A 16,292-nucleotide genomic window follows, 5' to 3' on the forward strand; every position below is an offset into this window, starting at 1 on the left:
GGATCACCCGCTGCTGCGACGGACCGTTCGGCGCCGTCAGCCCGTTCGACGCCCCGTCGGAGTTCACCGCACTGCCCCGGATCACCGCCAGCACCGGCAGACCGCGTTCCCGGGCCACCGACAGGCGGGCCAGCACCAGCATGCCGACTCCCTCCGAGAAGCCGGTGCCGTCCGCCGCGGCGGCGAACGCCTTGCAGCGGCCGTCCGGGGCGAGTCCGCGCTGCCGCGAGAACTCCACGAACACGCTGGGCCCCGACATCACGGTGGCGCCGCCGGCCAGCGCGATGTCGCACTCCCCGCTGCGCAGCGACTGCTCGGCCAGGTGCATGGAGACCAGCGAGGACGAGCACGCCGTGTCCACGGTCACCGCCGGCCCCACCAGGCCCAGTACGTAGGAGATCCGGCCCGACGCCACGCTGGTGGTGCCGCCGGTGAGCACGAAGCCCTCCAGCTCCTCGGGCGTCTCCCCCGCGCGAGGCATGTACTCCTGCGGGACGACGCCGACGAACACGCCGCCGGAGCTGCCTCGCAGCGACGCCGGGTCGATGCGGGCGCTCTCCAGCGCCTCCCAGGAGGTTTCGAGCAGCAGGCGCTGTTGCGGGTCCATCGCCACCGCCTCGCGCGGCGAGATCCCGAAGAACTCGGCGTCGAAGCCGCCGGCGTCGGCCAGGAAGCCGCCGCGCGTGAGGTAGGTGGTGCCCGGCGTGTCGGGGTCCGGGTCGGACAGCCGGTCCAGGTCCCAGCCCCGGTCGGCCGGGAAGTCGGTGAGGGCCTCCCGGCCGTCGCGGAGCAGTTCCCACAGCGCGTCGGGGGTGCGGGCGTCGCCGGGGAAGCGGCCGGCCATTCCGACGATCGCGATGGGCTCGCGGGCGACGGCCTCCGCGTCGCGCAGCTCTCGCCGCGCTCGCTGCAGGTCCGTCGTGGCACGCCTCAGATACTCTCGAAGCTTCTGCTCGTTGGTGGACATTCCGGGCAGCCCCCTTCCGTGCGGACAGGCGAGTTCAGGCGGTGTCGAGTTCGCCGTCGATGAAGTCGAAGATTTCGTCGTCGGAGGCGGCGGTGAAGTCCCGCTCCTCGCCGTCGGCGGCAGGTGCGGCGATCCGGCTGAGCACCTCCTGCAGTCGCTTGGCGAGCAGGCCCCGCTCGTTGTCGTCGAGTTCCGCGACGGGCAGCCGGTCGAGTTCCGTCACCAGGGAGCTCACGGTCGTCTCCTCGGCGGGCACGAGCAGTTCGTCCAGGTGCGCGGCGAGCTCGACCGGTGTGGGGTGGTCGAACACGACCGTCGGCGGCAGCCGCAGCCCTGTGCCGGCGCCGAGCCGGTTGCGCAGCTCCACCGCGGTCAGCGAGTCGAAGCCGAGCTCCTTGAACGCGCTGTCGCCGTCGACGGCCGCGGCCGTGCTGTGGCCGAGCACGACCGCCGCGGCCTCCCGGACCAGCTCCAGCAGTTCCTTGCGCCGCTGTCGTGGGGGCAGTTCGACGAGGCGGTCCGCGTGCGAGGCGGCGGCCGACGCCACGACCCGCCGCCGGACGGCGCCGGCCGGGTCCAGCCCCGACAGGATCTCGGGCACCTGCTGCCCGCTCTCCCGCAGCCGGGCCACGTCGATCGGCGCCGCGACCACCACGGGACGGTGCAGCCCCAGCGCGGCGTCGAACAGGGCCACGCCCTGCTCGTCGGAGATCGCCCCGAGTCCCATCCGGTCCAGCCGGCCCCGGTCGTTCTCGCTCATGTGGCCGGTCATCGCGCTCTCCCGGGCCCACAGCCCCCAGGCGATCGAGGCGCCCGGCAGTCCGAGCCCGCGCCGGTGTTCCACGAGGCCGTCGAGGTAGGCGTTGGCGGCGGCGTACCCGCCCTGGCCGGCGCTGCCCAGAACCCCGGCGAGCGAGGAGAACAGCACGAACAGGGAAAGGTCGTGACGCCGGGTCAGTTCGTGCAGATGCAGGGCCGAGCGGGCCTTCGCGCGCAGCACGGCGTCGAGGTCTTCCGGCGTGATGGCTTCCAAGACCCCGTCGGAGAGCACCCCGGCCGCGTGGATGACGCCGGTCAACCGGTGTGCGGAGCCGATGAGTTCAGCCACGGCCTCCCGGTCCGCGACGTCGCAGGCCACCACGGACGCCTCGGCTCCCGCCGCCCGCAGCTGCGCGACGAGCGCGTCCGCGCCCTCGGCCGCCGGGCCGCGTCTGCTCGTCAACAGCAGTCGTCGTACACCGTGTTCGACGACGAGGCGCCGGGCGACGAGTCCGCCGAGCACGCCCGTGCCGCCGGTGATCAGCACCGTGCCGTCGGGGTCGAGCGGCGCGGGCAGCGTCAGGACGATCTTGCCGATGTGCCGTGCCTGGCTGAGGTGGCGGAACGCCTCCGGTGCGCGGTGGACGTCGAACACGGTCAGCGGCATCGGTCGCAGCGCGCCCTGGTCGAACAGGAGGCGGATCTCCTCCAGCATCTCGCCGAGGCGGTCGAACCCGGCCTCCATCACGTCGAACGCCCGGTAGCTCACCCCGGGGTGCAGCCGCGCGATCTCCTGCGGGTCGCGGATGTCGGTCTTGCCCATCTCCACGAACCGTCCGCCGCGCGGCAGCAGGGCCAGCGACTCCTCGACGTGCTCGTGGGCCAGCGAGTTGAGCACGACGTCGACGCCGCGGCCGCCCGTGGCGTTCGCGAACCGGTCGGCGTAGCCCAGGCTGCGGGAGTCGGCGAGGTGGTCGTCGTCGAAGCCCCAGTCGTGCAGGACCTCGCGTTTGCCGGCGCTGGCGGTGCCGAACACCTCGGCGCCCCAGTGCCGGGCGAGCTGCAGGGCCGCGAAGCCCATGCCGCCGGTGGCGGCGTGCAGCAGCAGCGACTCGCCCGCGCGCAGTCCGGCCAGGTCGGCCAGACCGTAGTACGCCGTCAGATACACCACGGGGACGCCCGCCGCCTGGGCGAACGACAGGCTCTCGGGCATCGGGACGACCAGTCGGCGGTCGGAGACGGTGACGGTGCCCAGGCCTCCGGTGAACAGGCCCATCACCCGGTCGCCCGGGGCCAGCCCGGTGACGTCGGCGCCGACCTCCAGCACGATCCCGGCGCCCTCGCCGAGCGACGACCACTCGTCCCGCGCCACCATGCCGAGTTCCAGCAGGACGGCCTTGAAGTTGAGGCCGCCGGCCCGGACCGCGATGCGCACCTCGCCCGCGTCGAGCGGACGCAGTGCTTCGGGGCACGGGCTGAGCGACAGTCCGTCGAGGTCGCCGCGGTAGGTGAGCGCCAGTCGCCAGGGTCCGTCCGCCGGGGCGGTCAGGGCGGGCGACGCGGCCGCGCGGCTGAGCCGGGGCACGGCGGCGAGGCCGCTTCGGAGGACCAGTTCCGGACGGCCGGCGGCCACTGCGGCGGGCAGCGCGTTGCGGGTGTGCGGATGGCCGTCGGCGTCGATGTGGCGGAGCCTGCCGGGGTGTTCGGTGCGCGCGGTGCGCAGCAGTCCGGTCACCGCGCGGTGCGCGAGTTCGTCCGCGCGGGTGAGGACGACGAGCGGCACGTCGGCGGGGCGGTCCTGTCCGAGCCACTCCCGCACCACGTGCAGCGTGCGCGCGACGACGTCCTCGGGTTCGCCGGAGGGGCACTCCCACAGGACGGCCGTCGCCGACGCCGGCGCGGCCGGGGCGTCGTGGGGGTCCGCCGGGAGGGTGTGCAGGTTCTGCCGGGCGGGCGGGTCCGGAAGTTCGACGGGCACGAGGTCCACGGCGAACAGCGCCGAGACATCGGCCCGGGTGAGAGCGAGCGCGTCCGGATCCACGGGGCGCAGGGACAGTGCCCCGACCGTGGCGACCGGCCGGCCGTCCTCGTCGGTGAGCAGCACCGCGACGGCGTCGGGGCCGGCCGGGGACAGCCGGGCCCGCAGTGTCCTGGCGCCGGTGGCGTGCACCTGCACGTCGGTCCAGCTGAAGGGCAGCCGCAGGGTTTCCGTGCCGTCCAGGCCGGCCGCGTGCAGCGAGGCGTCCAGCAGCGCGGGGTGCAGGGCGAAGCCGTCGGCCTCGTGACCGTCCGGGAGTTCGACCGACGCGTAGACGACGTCGCCGTCCCGCCAGGCGGCGCGCACCCCGCGGAAGGCGGGGCCGTAGGCGTACCCGAGCTCGGCCAGCGACTCGTAGAAACCGGTCACCGGCACGGCGACCGCGCCCGGCGGCGGCCAGGAGGCGAGGTCGTCGGGCGTCTCGGGGGCGGGGGCGGTCAGCAGGCCCTCGGCGTGCCCCGTCCACTCGTCCTTTCCGGAAGGGCTGGTGTACACGCCCACCGGCCGCCCGTCGTCCGCCTCCGGGCCGATGAGCATCTGCAGGTCCAGGTCGGCGTCCAGGACGATCGGTTCGCGCAGGGTCAGTTCGGCCAGCCGTCCGCAGCCGATGCGGTCCCCGGCGTGCAGGGCGAGTTCGGCCACCGCGGCGCCGGGCAGCAGCACGGACTCGCCGACCCGGTGGTCGGCCAGCCACGGGTGGGCTGTGCGGGACAGCCGTCCGGTGAGGACGAGCGTTCCGTCGTCCGCCGTGCGCAGGGTCGCGCCGAGCAGCGGATGGTCCGCCGGCCGCAGGCCGAGGGCGGAGGTGTCGCCGACCCCGGTGGCCTCCTCCAGCCAGTAGCGCCGGCGCTGGAAGGGGTAGGTCGGCAGCTCCGCCTCCACGGGCGGCAGGCGCCAGTCGACGTCGACGCCGTGCACGTACGCCTTGGCGAGCGCGGTGTGGAACCGGGCCGGGCCGCCGTCGTCGCGACGCAGCGACTCCAGCACGACCGCGTCGGAGATCTCCCTCTCCTCGACGGTCTCGGCGATGGCGTTGGTGAGCACGGGGTGGGCGCTGACCTCGACGAACACCCGGTGACCCTGGTCGAGCAGCGTGCGGGTGCCGGCGGCGAAGCCGACGGTGCGGCGCAGGTTGGCGAACCAGTAGCCGGCGTCCAGTTCCGGGCCGGCCAGGAGTTCGCCGGTGACGGTGGAGTGGAAGGGGATCCTGGTGGGCCTCGGCGCGATGCTGGCCAACGCCGTCAGGATCTCGTCGCGCAGGGCCTCCACGTGTGCCGAGTGCGAGGCGTAGTCCACCGGGATGATCCGGGCGCGGATGCCGTCGGTCTCGCAGGAGGCGACGAGGTCGGCCAGGTCGGCGGGCGTGCCCGACACGACGGTGCCGGCGGGCCCGTTGACCGCGGCGATCTCCACCGTGCCGGAGTAGCGTTCGACGCGGTGGGCGGTGTCGGCCGCGGAGAGCTGGACGGACGCCATGCCGCCGGTGCCGGCGAGGCGGGTGATGGCGCGGCTGCGCAGGGCGACGACGGCGGCGGAGTCCTCCAGGGAGAGCGCGCCGGCGACGTGTGCGGCGGCGATCTCCCCCTGGCTGTGCCCCAGCACCACGTCGGGGTCGACGCCGTGGTGCCGCCACAGCGCGGCGGTCGAGATCATGACGGCCCACAACGCGGGCTGGACCACGTCCACCCGCTCCAGCGGGCCGGTCAGCGCGTCGAGGAGGTTCCAGTCGGCGTAGGGCGCGAGGGCCGCGGCGCACTCGTCGAGCCGGGCGCGGAAGACGTCGGAGTCGCGGTAGAGGCCGAGTGCCATGCCGGACCACTGCGAGCCCTGGCCGGGGAAGACGAACACCGTCTTGCCACGGGTGCGCGCGGTGCCGAGCAGGACGTCCGGGGAGGGCCGTCCCTCGGCGAGGGCGTGCAGCGCGGTCAGCGGGTCGTCGCCGGTGACGGCGGCGCGGTGGGGCAGTTTCGGGGCGCGGGTGGCGAGCGCGTGGGCGAGGGGCGCGTCCGGGTCGGCCGTCAGGTGGTCGTGCAGCTGGCGGGCCCTGGCTCCGAGTGCGGCCGGGGACGCGGCGGACAGCAGCAGCGGCGGCGCCGGGCGGCCGGGCTCCCGCGCCGGGTCGTCCTGCGGGGCGGGCGCCGGTTTCGGCGGGGCCTGCTCGATGACGAGGTGCGCGTTGGTGCCGCTGATGCCGAAGGCGGAGACGGCGGCCCGTCGCGGCCGGTCGGTCTCGGGCCAGGCCCGCGCCTCGGTCAGCAGCTCCACCGCGCCCGACGTCCAGTCGACGGCGGGGCTCGGTTCGTCGACGTGGAGGGTCCTGGGCAGGACGCCGTGCCGCAGCGCCTGGACCATCTTGATCACGCCGCCCACTCCGGCGGCGGCCTGGGAGTGCCCGATGTTGGACTTCAGCGAGCCCAGCCACAGTGGCCGGCCCGGCGGCCGTTCCCGGCCGTAGGTCGCGAGCAGTGCCTGGGCCTCGATCGGGTCGCCGAGCCGGGTGCCGGTGCCGTGCGCGTCCACGGCGTCCACGTCGGCCGGTGTCAGACCGGCGTCGGCCAGCGCGCGCCGGATGACGCGCTGCTGGGAGGGCCCGTTGGGCGCGGTCAGGCCGTTGGAGGCGCCGTCGGAGTTCACCGCGCTGCCCCGGATCAGCGCCAGCACCGGGTGTCCGAGCCGCTGGGCGTCGGAGAGCCGCTCGAGGACCACCATGCCGGCGCCTTCGGACCAGCCGGTGCCGTCGGCGGCGGCGGAGAACGCCTTGCAGCGGCCGTCCTCGGCCAGTCCGCGCTGGCGCGAGAACTCCACGAAGGTGTCCAGGGTGGACATGACGGCCGCCCCGCCGGCCAGTGCCAGCGAGCACTCCCCGGCCCGCAGGGCGCGGCTCGCCAGGTGCATCGTGACCAGCGACGACGAGCACGCCGTGTCGACGGTCAGGGCCGGCCCCTCCAGGCCGAGCAGATAGGCGATCCGGCCGGAGGCGACGCTGGCCGCGCTGCCGGTGCCGCCGAACCCGTCGCCGCCCTGGCCGGACTCCTGTGCGCCGAGCCCGTAGCGCTGGCCGCCGTGGCCCATCAGGCCGACGAACACGCCGGTGTCGCTGCCGCGGAGCGACTGCGGGTCCGTCCCGGTGCGCTCCAGCGCCTCCCAGGACGTCTCCAGCAGCAGGCGCTGCTGGGGGTCCATCGCCAGCGCCTCGCGCGGCGAGATCCCGAAGAAGTCGGCGTCGAACTCGGCGGCGTCGTGGAGGAAGCCGCCGCCGCGGGCGTAGTAGCTGCCCGGGACGCCGGGGTCGGGGTCGTAGCGGCCCTCGACGTCCCAGCCCCGGTCGGCGGGGAAGTCGCCGACCGCGTCCCGGCCCTCGGCCACCAGCTCCCACAGTCCGTCGGGCGAGTCGACGCCTCCGGGGTATCGACAGGCCATGCCGACGATCGCGATCGGCTCGGCGGCCGCCCGCTCCAGCTCCTGCAGGCGTTCGCGCGTGTCCTGCAGTTCGCCGACGGCCTGCTTGAGGTAGTTCCGCAGTCTGCCCTCGTTCTCCATCGTCTCGTCACTCCTTGGGCCGCGTTCGGAACCCGGCCAGTTAACCTCGCGAGGGCGGTGCTCAGCCGGGTTCGAGAACACCGGACCGGAGGCCGAATCTGGGCCCCGGGACCAACGGGCGGGGCCGGGTTCAGCCGGCGGCATGGCAGAGCCCCCGCATCGCGCGCTCGTGCGCCGCGTCGAGGAGCGGTTCGAGGGTCATGCGGCTGGCGTGCCGTCCGTCGGCGCCCCAGCCGGGGCGTCTGCGGAACAGTTCGGGGCGGGCCGCGGCGACCACCAGCAGCGGCATCGGCTCCGGCTGGTCGAGCAGTTCCTCGACCGTGTCCAGGACGGCGTTTCCGGCCAGGTGCAGGTCGTCGGCGAACACCACGAGGGGGCCCTGCCGGGCGAGTTGCGTCACGGTCTGCGCGGTCGCCGGGCGGGTGAGGTCGAGCCGCAGGGTCGCCGCGTCCTCGACACGCCGTTCGAACTCCGCGAGCAACGGCGACTTGCCGATCCCCGGGGCGCCGAGCACCAGCACCAGGTGGGGCCGCGCGCGCCGCCGGACCCGCTCCAACAGGCTGTTCAGCACGCCGAGTTCGGGTCCGCGGTCGAAGGCCTCCGACGGGGCGAACGCGTCCCGGACACACCCTTGGGCCGTCCAGCGCGCCCGCGCGCCGCCCGCACGGGCGTACCGGATGACGGCGCCGGTCAGCAACCGGGTGCGGTCGCCCACCACGATCTCGGTGTCCCGCGCGAAGCGGAGCAGGGTCTCGCAGTCGACGAGCAGCGCTCCGTCGACCGGCAGCGGCTCCAGGAACCTCGTGCGGGGACGGACGGGGGTCTCGCCGGTGGACACGGCCACCCGCAGCTCGGGCCGCTCGCCTTCCGGCACGTCGAAGCAGATGCGCCGGCGCAGCGACATCGAGGCGCGCACGGCCCGTTCGGCGGCCTCGTCCGTGCCCTCCTGCTGCGGCGAGGCCGCCCGGAACAGGGCCAGCGTGACGGAGCCGGTCGATCCGGCGACGACGCCGCCGCGTCTCTCCACCTCCTCGCGCACGGTCGTCGCGGTGCGTTCCAGGACCTCGCCGACGTCGGCGACACGGCTGCGGGCCCCGAAGTCGGCGCGGATCAGCACGGCGCTGACCCGGCTGCGGGCCCCGGCGGGCGTCGCGGGCGTCCACTGCACCGGCCGGGGAGCCGGTCCAGGCCGCGGGCGCGGCTCCTGCGCCGGGACGGAGGCCACCGCGGGTCGCGCGGGCCGGGCGGGCGCCGCGATGGACGGGTCGTGCACGAGGATCGCGTGCTGCAGCAGCCGCAGCTCCCGGCCCGGTTCCAGACCGAGTTCCTCGGCCAGCCTGACCCGCACCCGCCGGTAGGCGGCGAGAGCGTCCGCCTGCCGGCCGCTGCGGTACAGCGCGAGCATCAGCTGCTGGCACGCCCGCTCGCGCAGCGGCTCGGCCTCGACCATCGCCTCCAGCTCGCCGAGGACGGCCTGGTGCCGCCCGTTGGCCAGCTCGGCCTCGTAGTAGTCCTCCATCACGTCCAGCCGGGCCTTCTGCAGCGCCGTCAGCTCCGTCCAGGAGTGGCCGGCCTCCACGAGGTCGGCCAGCGCCTGGCCGCGCCACAGTGCGAGCACCTCCCGCAGGGTGGCGGCCGCCGCGGCGGGGCGGCCGGCCGCCAGCTCCGCGCGGCCCGCCTGGGCCAGGCGGTGGAAGCGGAACATGTCGACCTGTTCCGGGTCGACCTGCAGCTGGTAGCCGTGCGTGCAGGTCACCAGGGCGGGGGGCCGGCCGTCGCCGTGCGCGTGCTCGGCCAGCGTGACGCGCAGACCGCGGATCGCGTTCTGCAGGATCTTCCGCGCCGTGGCCGGCGCCTCCTCCGTCCCCCACAGCCCTTCGAGGAGCTTGCTGGTCGCCACCTCGCGGTTGGCGTTGAGCAGGAGCAGGCCGAGTGTGGCGCGCCGCCGGTCGCCGCCGAGCGCGACCGGCTTCTCGTCGTCCAGGAGTCGCAACGGACCAAGAACCAAGAACTGCAAGGAATCCCCCGAAGATCGTTCGTGTTCAGCGTCGACCGTGCGATGAGCTGCCCGCTACCGCCACTGCGTCTCTCCCGCGGTGGCGTGCGGTTCGGGCGCGAAGACGCGCATGGTCGTCGGCGGGTCCTGCCGGACCGGCTCCAGATGCAGGCACTCGGCGCCCTCGCCCGGCGAGAACGTGGCGAGGCAGGCGCAGTCGGCGACGGTGAACCCCGCGAACCGGTAGGCGACTTCCATCATCCGGTTGCGTTCGGTACGCCGGAAGTCGGCGACGAGATGCACACCGGCCCGTGCGGCGGCGTCGGTGAGCCAGCGCAGCAGCACCGCTCCCGCGCCGAACGAGACGACCCGGCACGACGTCGCCAGCAGTTTGATGCGCCAGGCCCGCGGGGTCCTCTCGATCAGCATGACCCCGACCGCGCCGTGCGGGCCGAAGCGGTCGCTCATCGAGACCACGAGGACGTCGTGGCTCTCGTCGTCCAGCAGCGAGCGCAGCGCGGCGTCGGAGTAGTGCACGCCCGTCGCGTTCATCTGGCTGGTGCGCAGGGTCAGTTCCTCGACGCGCGTGATCTCCTCGTCCCTGGCCCTGCCGATGCGCATCACCAGGTCGAGCGAGCGCAGGAAATCCTCGTCGGCGCCCTGGTAGTTCTCCCGTTCCTGGTCGCGCTCGAAGCCGGCCTGGTACATCTGACGACGCCGGCGCGCGTCGACGGTGACCACGGGCGGGCTGAACTCCGGCAGGCCGAGCAAGTGCCCCGCATGTTCGGCCGGGTAGCACCGGACGTCGGGCAGGTGGTAGGAGACCTCGGCGCGCTCGGTGGGCAGGTCGTCGATGAACGCGATCGTCTTGAGCGAGAAGTTCAGCTGCTCGGCGATCCGGCGCACCGACTCCGACTTGGGGCCCCAGCCGATGTGCGGCAGGACGAAGTACTCGGCCAGGCCCAGCTCCTGGAGCCGCGCCCACGCCTCGTCGTGGTCGTTGCGGCTCGACACCGCCTGCAGCACTCCGCGCGCGTCGAGTTCCACGACGACCTTGCGGACCGCGTCCTCGACCTCGACGTGGCCGTCCTCGACCAGCGTGCCCTTCCACAGGGTGTTGTCGAGGTCCCAGATCAGGCATTTCACGACCGGTGGTGCTTCGGACATGTCGAATCCCCCTCCGTACGACCGCTCAGCCCACCGCGGAGGCGGCGTGCTCGGCGAGCATCAGCTGGCAGATCTCGTTGCTGCCCTCGATGACTTCCATCAACTTCGCGTCCCGGAAGGCCCGTTCCACCACGTGTCCGCCCGCCGCGCCCGCGGAGGCGAGGACCTGCAGCGCCGAGGCCGCGCCGCGGGCCGCGTTGCCGGCCGCGACGTGCTTGGCGAGGACCGCGGCCTGCACCTGCTCCGGTGAACCGTCGTCCCAGCTGCGGCTGGCCTGTTCGCAGGCGAACGTCGCCGTCCGTTCCGCGGCGTAGAGCTCGGCCAGGTGCCGGGCGACCAGCTGGTGCTGCAGCAGCGGCTTGCCGAACTGCTCGCGCCGGGCGGCGTGCCGGGCGGCGGCCGTCAGACAGGCGCGCAGGATGCCGACGCATCCCCAGGCCACCGACAGCCGTCCGTAGGTGAGGGCGATGGTGGTCAGCATGAGGACCGGCTGGCCGGCCACCGCCAGGAGGTGCCGCTCGGGCAGGCGCACGTCGTCGAGGACCACGGTGGCGTGTCCGGCGGCGCGGCAGCCGAGCGGCTCCGCGACCCGTGTCACCCGGACGCCGGGAGCCGAGGCGGGCACGAGCGCCACCGCCCCGCCGCCCTCGTACCGGCCGAAGACGACGATCCAGTCGGCGTAACCGGCCACCGTGATCCACGTCTTGAGGCCGTCGACGACGATCTCGCCGCCCTCGTGCCGGATCTCGGTGGTCATCGCGGACAGGTCGCTGCCGGCGCCCGGCTCGCTGAACGCGACCGCGGCGAGGTCGCCGCCGGTGAGGCGGCCGATGTACTCGCCGCGCTGCGCCCGGTCGCCGAACCGCTGGATCGTCCACGCGGCCATGCCCTGGGAGGTCATCACGCTGCGCAGGGAGCTGCACAGCGCGCCGGTGTGCGCGGCGAGCCTGCCGTTGTCGGCGCCGGACAGTCCGAGACCTCCGAACTCGGGCTTCGCCTCGGCGCACAGGACGCCTTTGGCGCCCAGTCCGCGCAGCACGCCGACGGGGATCTCGCCCGAGACGTCCCACTCGCTCGCGGCGTCGGCGACCGTCTCGGTCACCAGCGCGCTGAGGGCGTCAAGCACCGCCCCCTCCGCTGTGCAGCCGGGTCACCAGCGCGCTCATGCGCTCCACGGTGCGGAAGTTGTCCATGGCGAGGTCGGCGCCCTCCACCTGGATCCCGAAGGCGCCCTCCACGAACACCACCAGTTCCATCGCGAACAGCGAGGAGACCGCGCCGGAGGCGAACAGGTCCACGTCGCGTTCCCAGGTCGTCCTGGTCTTCGCCTCGAGGAATTCACCGATGCGCTGCTCGATGGCGGCGACCGGCAGCTCGGTTGTCGAGTCCGTCATGAAAGGTCCCTTCGTCACTGCGTCTTGTTCTTGCGCGCCAGGGTGATCCCGTCCGCCATGACGAGCAGGGACAGCTCGACCCTGCTGTCGACGAGCAGCGAGGCGTTGAGCTCGCGGATGGCGGCGGTGTCGGGATCGTTCGCGTCCGGATCGGCGACCCGGCCGAAGTAGAGCGTGTTGTCGAGGACGACGAGGCCGCCCGGCCGCACGTGGGTCAGCGCCTCTTCGTAGTAGCGCGGGTAGCCGGTCTTGTCGGCGTCGACGAAGACCAGGTCGAAGGTCTCCGGCCCGTGCTCGTCGAGCAGCGCGGCCATGGTCTGCGCGCCGTCCCCGAGCCGCAGCTCGATGCGGTCGCGGACCCCGGCGCGTTCCCAGTAGCGTTGCGCGATCCTGGTCCAGCGCTCGCTGATGTCACAGGTGACGACGCGCCCGCCGGGCGGCAGCGCACGCGCCATGCACAGCGTGCTGTAGCCGGTGAACGTACCGATCTCCAGCACCCGCGAGGCGCCGGTCAGACCGACCAGCATGGCCAGCAGCTGTCCTTCCTCGGGCATGGTCACCATGGCGTTCAGCGCCGGCATGGCCGCCGTCTCGGCGACGAGGTCGCGCAGGATCTCGTCGTCGCGCAGGGACACCGAGCGCACGTAGTCGAGCAGCCGCTCGTCGACGTCCACCTGGCCGGCCATCAGCGTGCCCCGTAGGTGTAGAAGCCGCGGCCGGTCTTGCGCCCGTGGTCGCCCTCGGCGACCTTGCGCAGGAGCAGCTCGCTCGGGCGGTAACTGTCGTCGCCGGTGCGCTCGTGGAGCACCGACAGGGAGTCGACGAGGTTGTCGATGCCGATCAGGTCGGCGGTCCGCAGCGGGCCCGTCGGGTGCCCGAGGCAGCCCTCCATCAGCGCGTCCACGTCCTCGACGGTGGCCCGGCCCTCCTCGACGACGTTGGCCGCGTCGTTGATCATGCGGTGCAGCACCCGGCTGGTGACGAAGCCGGGGCCGTCCCCGACAACGATGCCCTTCCTGCCCAGCGTGGACAGCAGGGCTTCGACGGCCGACATCGCCCGCTCGCCGGTGCGCGGTCCACGGATCACCTCGAGGGTGCCGATCAGATAGGGCGGGTTCATGAAGTGGATGCCGGCCAGGTCTTCGGGGGACGGCACCTCCCCGGCCAGCTCGTCGACCGGGATGGACGAGGTGTTGGTGACCCGCAGCGTCCCCGGCGCGACCACGGAGGCGATCTCCCGGTGCACCTTGGCCTTGACCTCGGCGACCTCGGTGACGGCCTCGATCACCCAGGTCGCGTCGGCCGCCGCCGTCACGGAGTCGGCGAGTTCGAGGTCGCCGACCGGTCCGGTCCGCGGGAGGGCTCCTGTCATGTGCGCCAGCCGCAGCTCGCTGCGGACCCGGGCGCGGGCCGTGTCCAGCCGCGTCCGGTCCACGTCCACGAGCACGACCGGCACTCCCCGGCCGATGGCGAGGGTCGTGATGCCGACGCCCATCACGCCCGCGCCGAACACCGCGAGCCGCTGCATGCCGCCGTCTTCGGTCATCGGCCGAACCCGTTCATAAGCACCTCAGCTTTTCGCTCGGATATGTTTTCGGAAAGGAAATGTGCTGTTTTTGGACAGCCGTGCCCGACACGCGGACTCGCGAACACATGCCCAGGCCGGCCGAGCTGCACCTTTAGTGACGTCGGGCGTGCGACCGTCTTCATCGACGGATTCGACCGCGCTCGATCGGAGGGACATACCCTGAAGGAAATGCGCGAGGGCCTCCCCCGACGCATGGATCACCTTCGCGTCGCGGCCGGAGAGGTCCAGCAGGTGCCTCTCGGCTCACCGGCGACGCGAGGGATGAATAGCTTGAAACGGCCCCCTTGACGTTCAGCGAAACCTCGGCCGGTTGCTCTTCCGCAACGGCCACCACAAGTTTCCGCCATTCGGCTTGAGCCCTCCACCCCGCCAACCGCTCATCAAGCTGCACTTCCACTTGAGGAAGCACCCGGGAGCGCTGCTCGACCTGCGCGGACGGGTACACCGGGGCATGCCGGACCACCCCCCGCGGCGCGACGGAGGGTCGCCGGCCGGGGAGGAGAACACGCCGCCGCACGACGGCGGGAGGGGGGCGGAAATCGGCTGACGTTACACGTCTTCCTCGAGATTCGCTTCCTTGACCAGGTAGCCGAACTGGAAGCGGCTCGTCGCGCCGAACATCTGCATGACCTGTCCGATGTGTTTACGGCAGGTGCGGACCGACACGCCGAGACGCCGGGCGATGGCCTCGTCCTTGGCGCCGGAGATCAGCATCTTGACGATCTCCTTTTTCATGTCGCCGCTGATGACGTCGATTTCGGCCCGGCGGGTGTCGAACTCCTTGGCCGTTCCCCAGACCTGCTCGAAACAGGAGTAGAGAAAGTCGATGATCGAGGGTTCCTGGACGACGACGGCGCCGCCGCCCTCTCCGCTCGCCGGGATGTACGCCGCGGTGCGGTCGAAGATGAATATCTTGCCGAACAGGGCCCCCGCCGTGCGCACTTCGGCGCCCGAGTCGATCAGCTTCGCCGCGTATTCGCGGGTGGGGGTGTCGAATCGCGCGGCGTGCTGGTACAGCACCCGCATGCGTACGCCGCGCCCGAGCAGTTGGAAGTCCCGGGCCTGCGCCTCGGCCAGTTCCTCGGGCTCCCATCCGCTCCCGGGCTGCATGCAGACGACTTCGCGGGAGCTGTTCGCCGCCGCCTCGGACAGAAGCAGCCTGACCGTCTCCGGCACCTTGACGACGTCGAAGGAGTTCGCGTACTGGCTGCTGAACTTGCTCGAGCGGAACAGCAGCGAGAGCCGGGCGAGGTCGTTGCGGAGCTGGCCCACCGCCAGTTTCCGTTCGAGGAGGTCCAGTTCCCCCCGGTTCAGGAGTTGGGAGGACGCGAGGCCCGGGTCGGCCGGGACGAACCAGGCGTCCTGGTCGCGGGCGGGCTGGATGAGCTGGAATTCCAGGAGTTCGGCGACTATCCCCTCGCTCTCGTCGAGGGTGAAGCCCAACTCGTGTGCGATGTCGTCGACGGCGAAACCGTCCCTGCCTAAGCTCCACTCATAGACTTCGAATATCCCGGGTACCGGCTTGGGAAACAAAGGCTCTCCAAGTTGGCTAAGTATTCCTTCCCATTACCTCAGGATGGGATATCCTACCGGAGCCGCGTTGCACGCCTCTACCGGCGCGCCCACGCATAGGGGCCCCTACCGACGCGCACCGAATTCGGCACGATTGATGGGGATAGGTCCGCTTCACCGGATATTCCCCCACTGATGGCGACGCCCACGGGAGAATCGTTCCTTTGCGGTCACCCGCGCGGTCGTCCATGCGGTCACCTGCGAGGTCACCATTGGAGGCGCCTGCGCAGACGGAGCGGGCGCCGGTCCGCGCCACGGGTCGTTGACGCTCGAGGACGCCGTCGACCCCGTGGACCCGCGGACGCCCTCAGGGCCTCCAACTGGCGGTTCTCGTCGCGGTCGACAACACGCGCACGCCCCCGCTCTCCTGCCGGGGCAATGCCGCGGTCGCCGCCACGACGGGCTCCGCGGCAGCACGGAACGAGCCGAAACCGCCTCGGTGGAACACCAGCGGCGCGGAGGCGTCCTCGTTCACCCGCAGCCCGGTCACCTCGGCGATGACGATGACGTGATCACCCGCGGCATGCTCCGCCACGATCGCGCACGACATCCAGGCGATCGCGTCGCGCAGTTCCGGTCCGGCCTCCGACCCGGTCCACGGAACGCCCGCGAACCGGTCCACGTCCTTGACCGAGAACCGCCGGCACAACTGCCCCTGGTCCGCGCCGAGGATGTTGACGCAGAAGACGCCGCTCTCGCGGAGATCGATCAGGGTGGCCGACCCGTTTCCGGCGCAGAACATGACCAGGGGAGGCTGCAACGAGACCGACACGAAGGAGTTGCACGCCATCCCGACGGGCTGTCCGAATCTCCCCGTGGTGGTGATGACCGTCACCCCGGTCGGCAGATATCCGAGGGCCCGGCGGAATTCCGTCGCGTCGAACGGGACAACCATCATCGACTCCTCGACTAGCCACTGGGAGAAATCCTAAAGAGCACTCCGATTCCGGCGTAGGGACCGGCCACCAAGAACTCGGGCCCGTTCTGGTTCTCCGGCACAACGTCCGTCCCGCACGCGTATGCGGGCCGACGGCGGTTCGGCCAGGGCGTCCGACCGGTCCGACCGGGTGGGTCAGCCGGTCAGTCGGTCGGGTGGGTTCGATCGGTCCCGGCGGCGGAACAACGACCGGATCCGGTGCGGTGGGTGCGCCGATTCGCTCGACGGGCCGGAACACGCCCTGCGCGCAAGGGAGTCGGACTATCCTGGTCCGGCGCGGGGTTCTCCGGCCGGTCAGCGCACGCACCGCCCGAGCGCGGACGCGAGCGACAGC

10 protein-coding genes are annotated in these 16,292 nt (G+C 72.6%); all 10 read right to left on the minus strand.

The genetic code is table 11. From position 1 onward, the window contains the following. Window positions 1-967 (minus strand): beta-ketoacyl synthase N-terminal-like domain-containing protein (locus IE239_RS11025; RefSeq protein ID WP_190149064.1); only part of this gene is annotated, 967 nt, incomplete at its 3' end. Window positions 968-1,001: 34 nt separating this feature from the next. Next, window positions 1,002-7,385: an SDR family NAD(P)-dependent oxidoreductase gene (locus IE239_RS11030; protein WP_434095674.1), complete on the minus strand. Its 6,384-nt coding sequence runs from the start codon at window positions 7,383-7,385 to the stop codon at window positions 1,002-1,004. 49 nt (window positions 7,386-7,434) lie between these two features. Beyond that, entirely contained in the window at window positions 7,435-9,312 is a 1,878-nt protein-coding gene (locus IE239_RS11035) for an ATP-binding protein (protein ID WP_190149066.1), read from the minus strand. 63 nt (window positions 9,313-9,375) lie between these two features. Then, the gene (locus tag IE239_RS11040) at window positions 9,376-10,467 is read right to left on the minus strand and encodes an HAD-IIIC family phosphatase (protein WP_190149067.1); all 1,092 of its coding nucleotides are present in this window, start codon (window positions 10,465-10,467) and stop codon (window positions 9,376-9,378) included. A gap of 25 nt (window positions 10,468-10,492) precedes the next feature. After that, the gene (locus IE239_RS11045; RefSeq protein ID WP_190149068.1) at window positions 10,493-11,593 is read right to left on the minus strand and encodes an acyl-CoA dehydrogenase family protein; all 1,101 of its coding nucleotides are present in this window, start codon (window positions 11,591-11,593) and stop codon (window positions 10,493-10,495) included. Further along, entirely contained in the window at window positions 11,586-11,861 is a 276-nt protein-coding gene (locus IE239_RS11050; protein ID WP_190149069.1) for an acyl carrier protein, read from the minus strand. The genes IE239_RS11045 and IE239_RS11050 overlap by 8 nt, the downstream gene beginning before the upstream one ends. 14 nt (window positions 11,862-11,875) lie before the next feature. Further along, on the minus strand, window positions 11,876-12,547 hold the full coding sequence (locus IE239_RS11055) for an O-methyltransferase (RefSeq protein WP_190149070.1): 672 nt from the start codon (window positions 12,545-12,547) through the stop codon (window positions 11,876-11,878). Then, window positions 12,547-13,407, minus strand: coding sequence for a 3-hydroxyacyl-CoA dehydrogenase family protein (locus IE239_RS11060; protein ID WP_190149071.1), 861 nt, complete (start codon window positions 13,405-13,407; stop codon window positions 12,547-12,549). Before IE239_RS11060 ends, IE239_RS11055 begins: the two co-directional genes overlap by 1 nt. A gap of 591 nt (window positions 13,408-13,998) precedes the next feature. Then, a complete protein-coding gene (locus tag IE239_RS11065; protein ID WP_190149072.1) occupies window positions 13,999-14,982 on the minus strand; it encodes a helix-turn-helix transcriptional regulator in 984 nt (327 codons plus the stop codon). Between the two features lie 346 nt (window positions 14,983-15,328). Beyond that, window positions 15,329-15,919, minus strand: coding sequence for a flavin reductase family protein (locus IE239_RS11070; RefSeq protein ID WP_229878026.1), 591 nt, complete (start codon window positions 15,917-15,919; stop codon window positions 15,329-15,331). Window positions 15,920-16,292: the final 373 nt, after the last annotated feature.

It is taken from the genome of Streptomyces humidus (genome assembly GCF_014649655.1).
In the GTDB taxonomy this organism is placed as follows: Bacteria; Actinomycetota; Actinomycetes; order Streptomycetales; family Streptomycetaceae; genus Streptomyces; species Streptomyces humidus.

What these genes read in the sequence shown, in the direction of transcription:
- IE239_RS11040 (WP_190149067.1), bottom strand. Translation starts at nt 10,467, where the DNA reads ATGTCCGAAGCACCACCGGTCGTGAAATGCCTGATCTGGGACCTCGAC.
- IE239_RS11050 (WP_190149069.1), bottom strand. Translation starts at nt 11,861, where the DNA reads ATGACGGACTCGACAACCGAGCTGCCGGTCGCCGCCATCGAGCAGCGC.
- IE239_RS11055 (WP_190149070.1), bottom strand. Translation starts at nt 12,547, where the DNA reads ATGGCCGGCCAGGTGGACGTCGACGAGCGGCTGCTCGACTACGTGCGC.
- IE239_RS11070 (WP_229878026.1), bottom strand. Translation starts at nt 15,919, where the DNA reads ATGATGGTTGTCCCGTTCGACGCGACGGAATTCCGCCGGGCCCTCGGA.
- IE239_RS11060 (WP_190149071.1), bottom strand. Translation starts at nt 13,407, where the DNA reads ATGACCGAAGACGGCGGCATGCAGCGGCTCGCGGTGTTCGGCGCGGGC.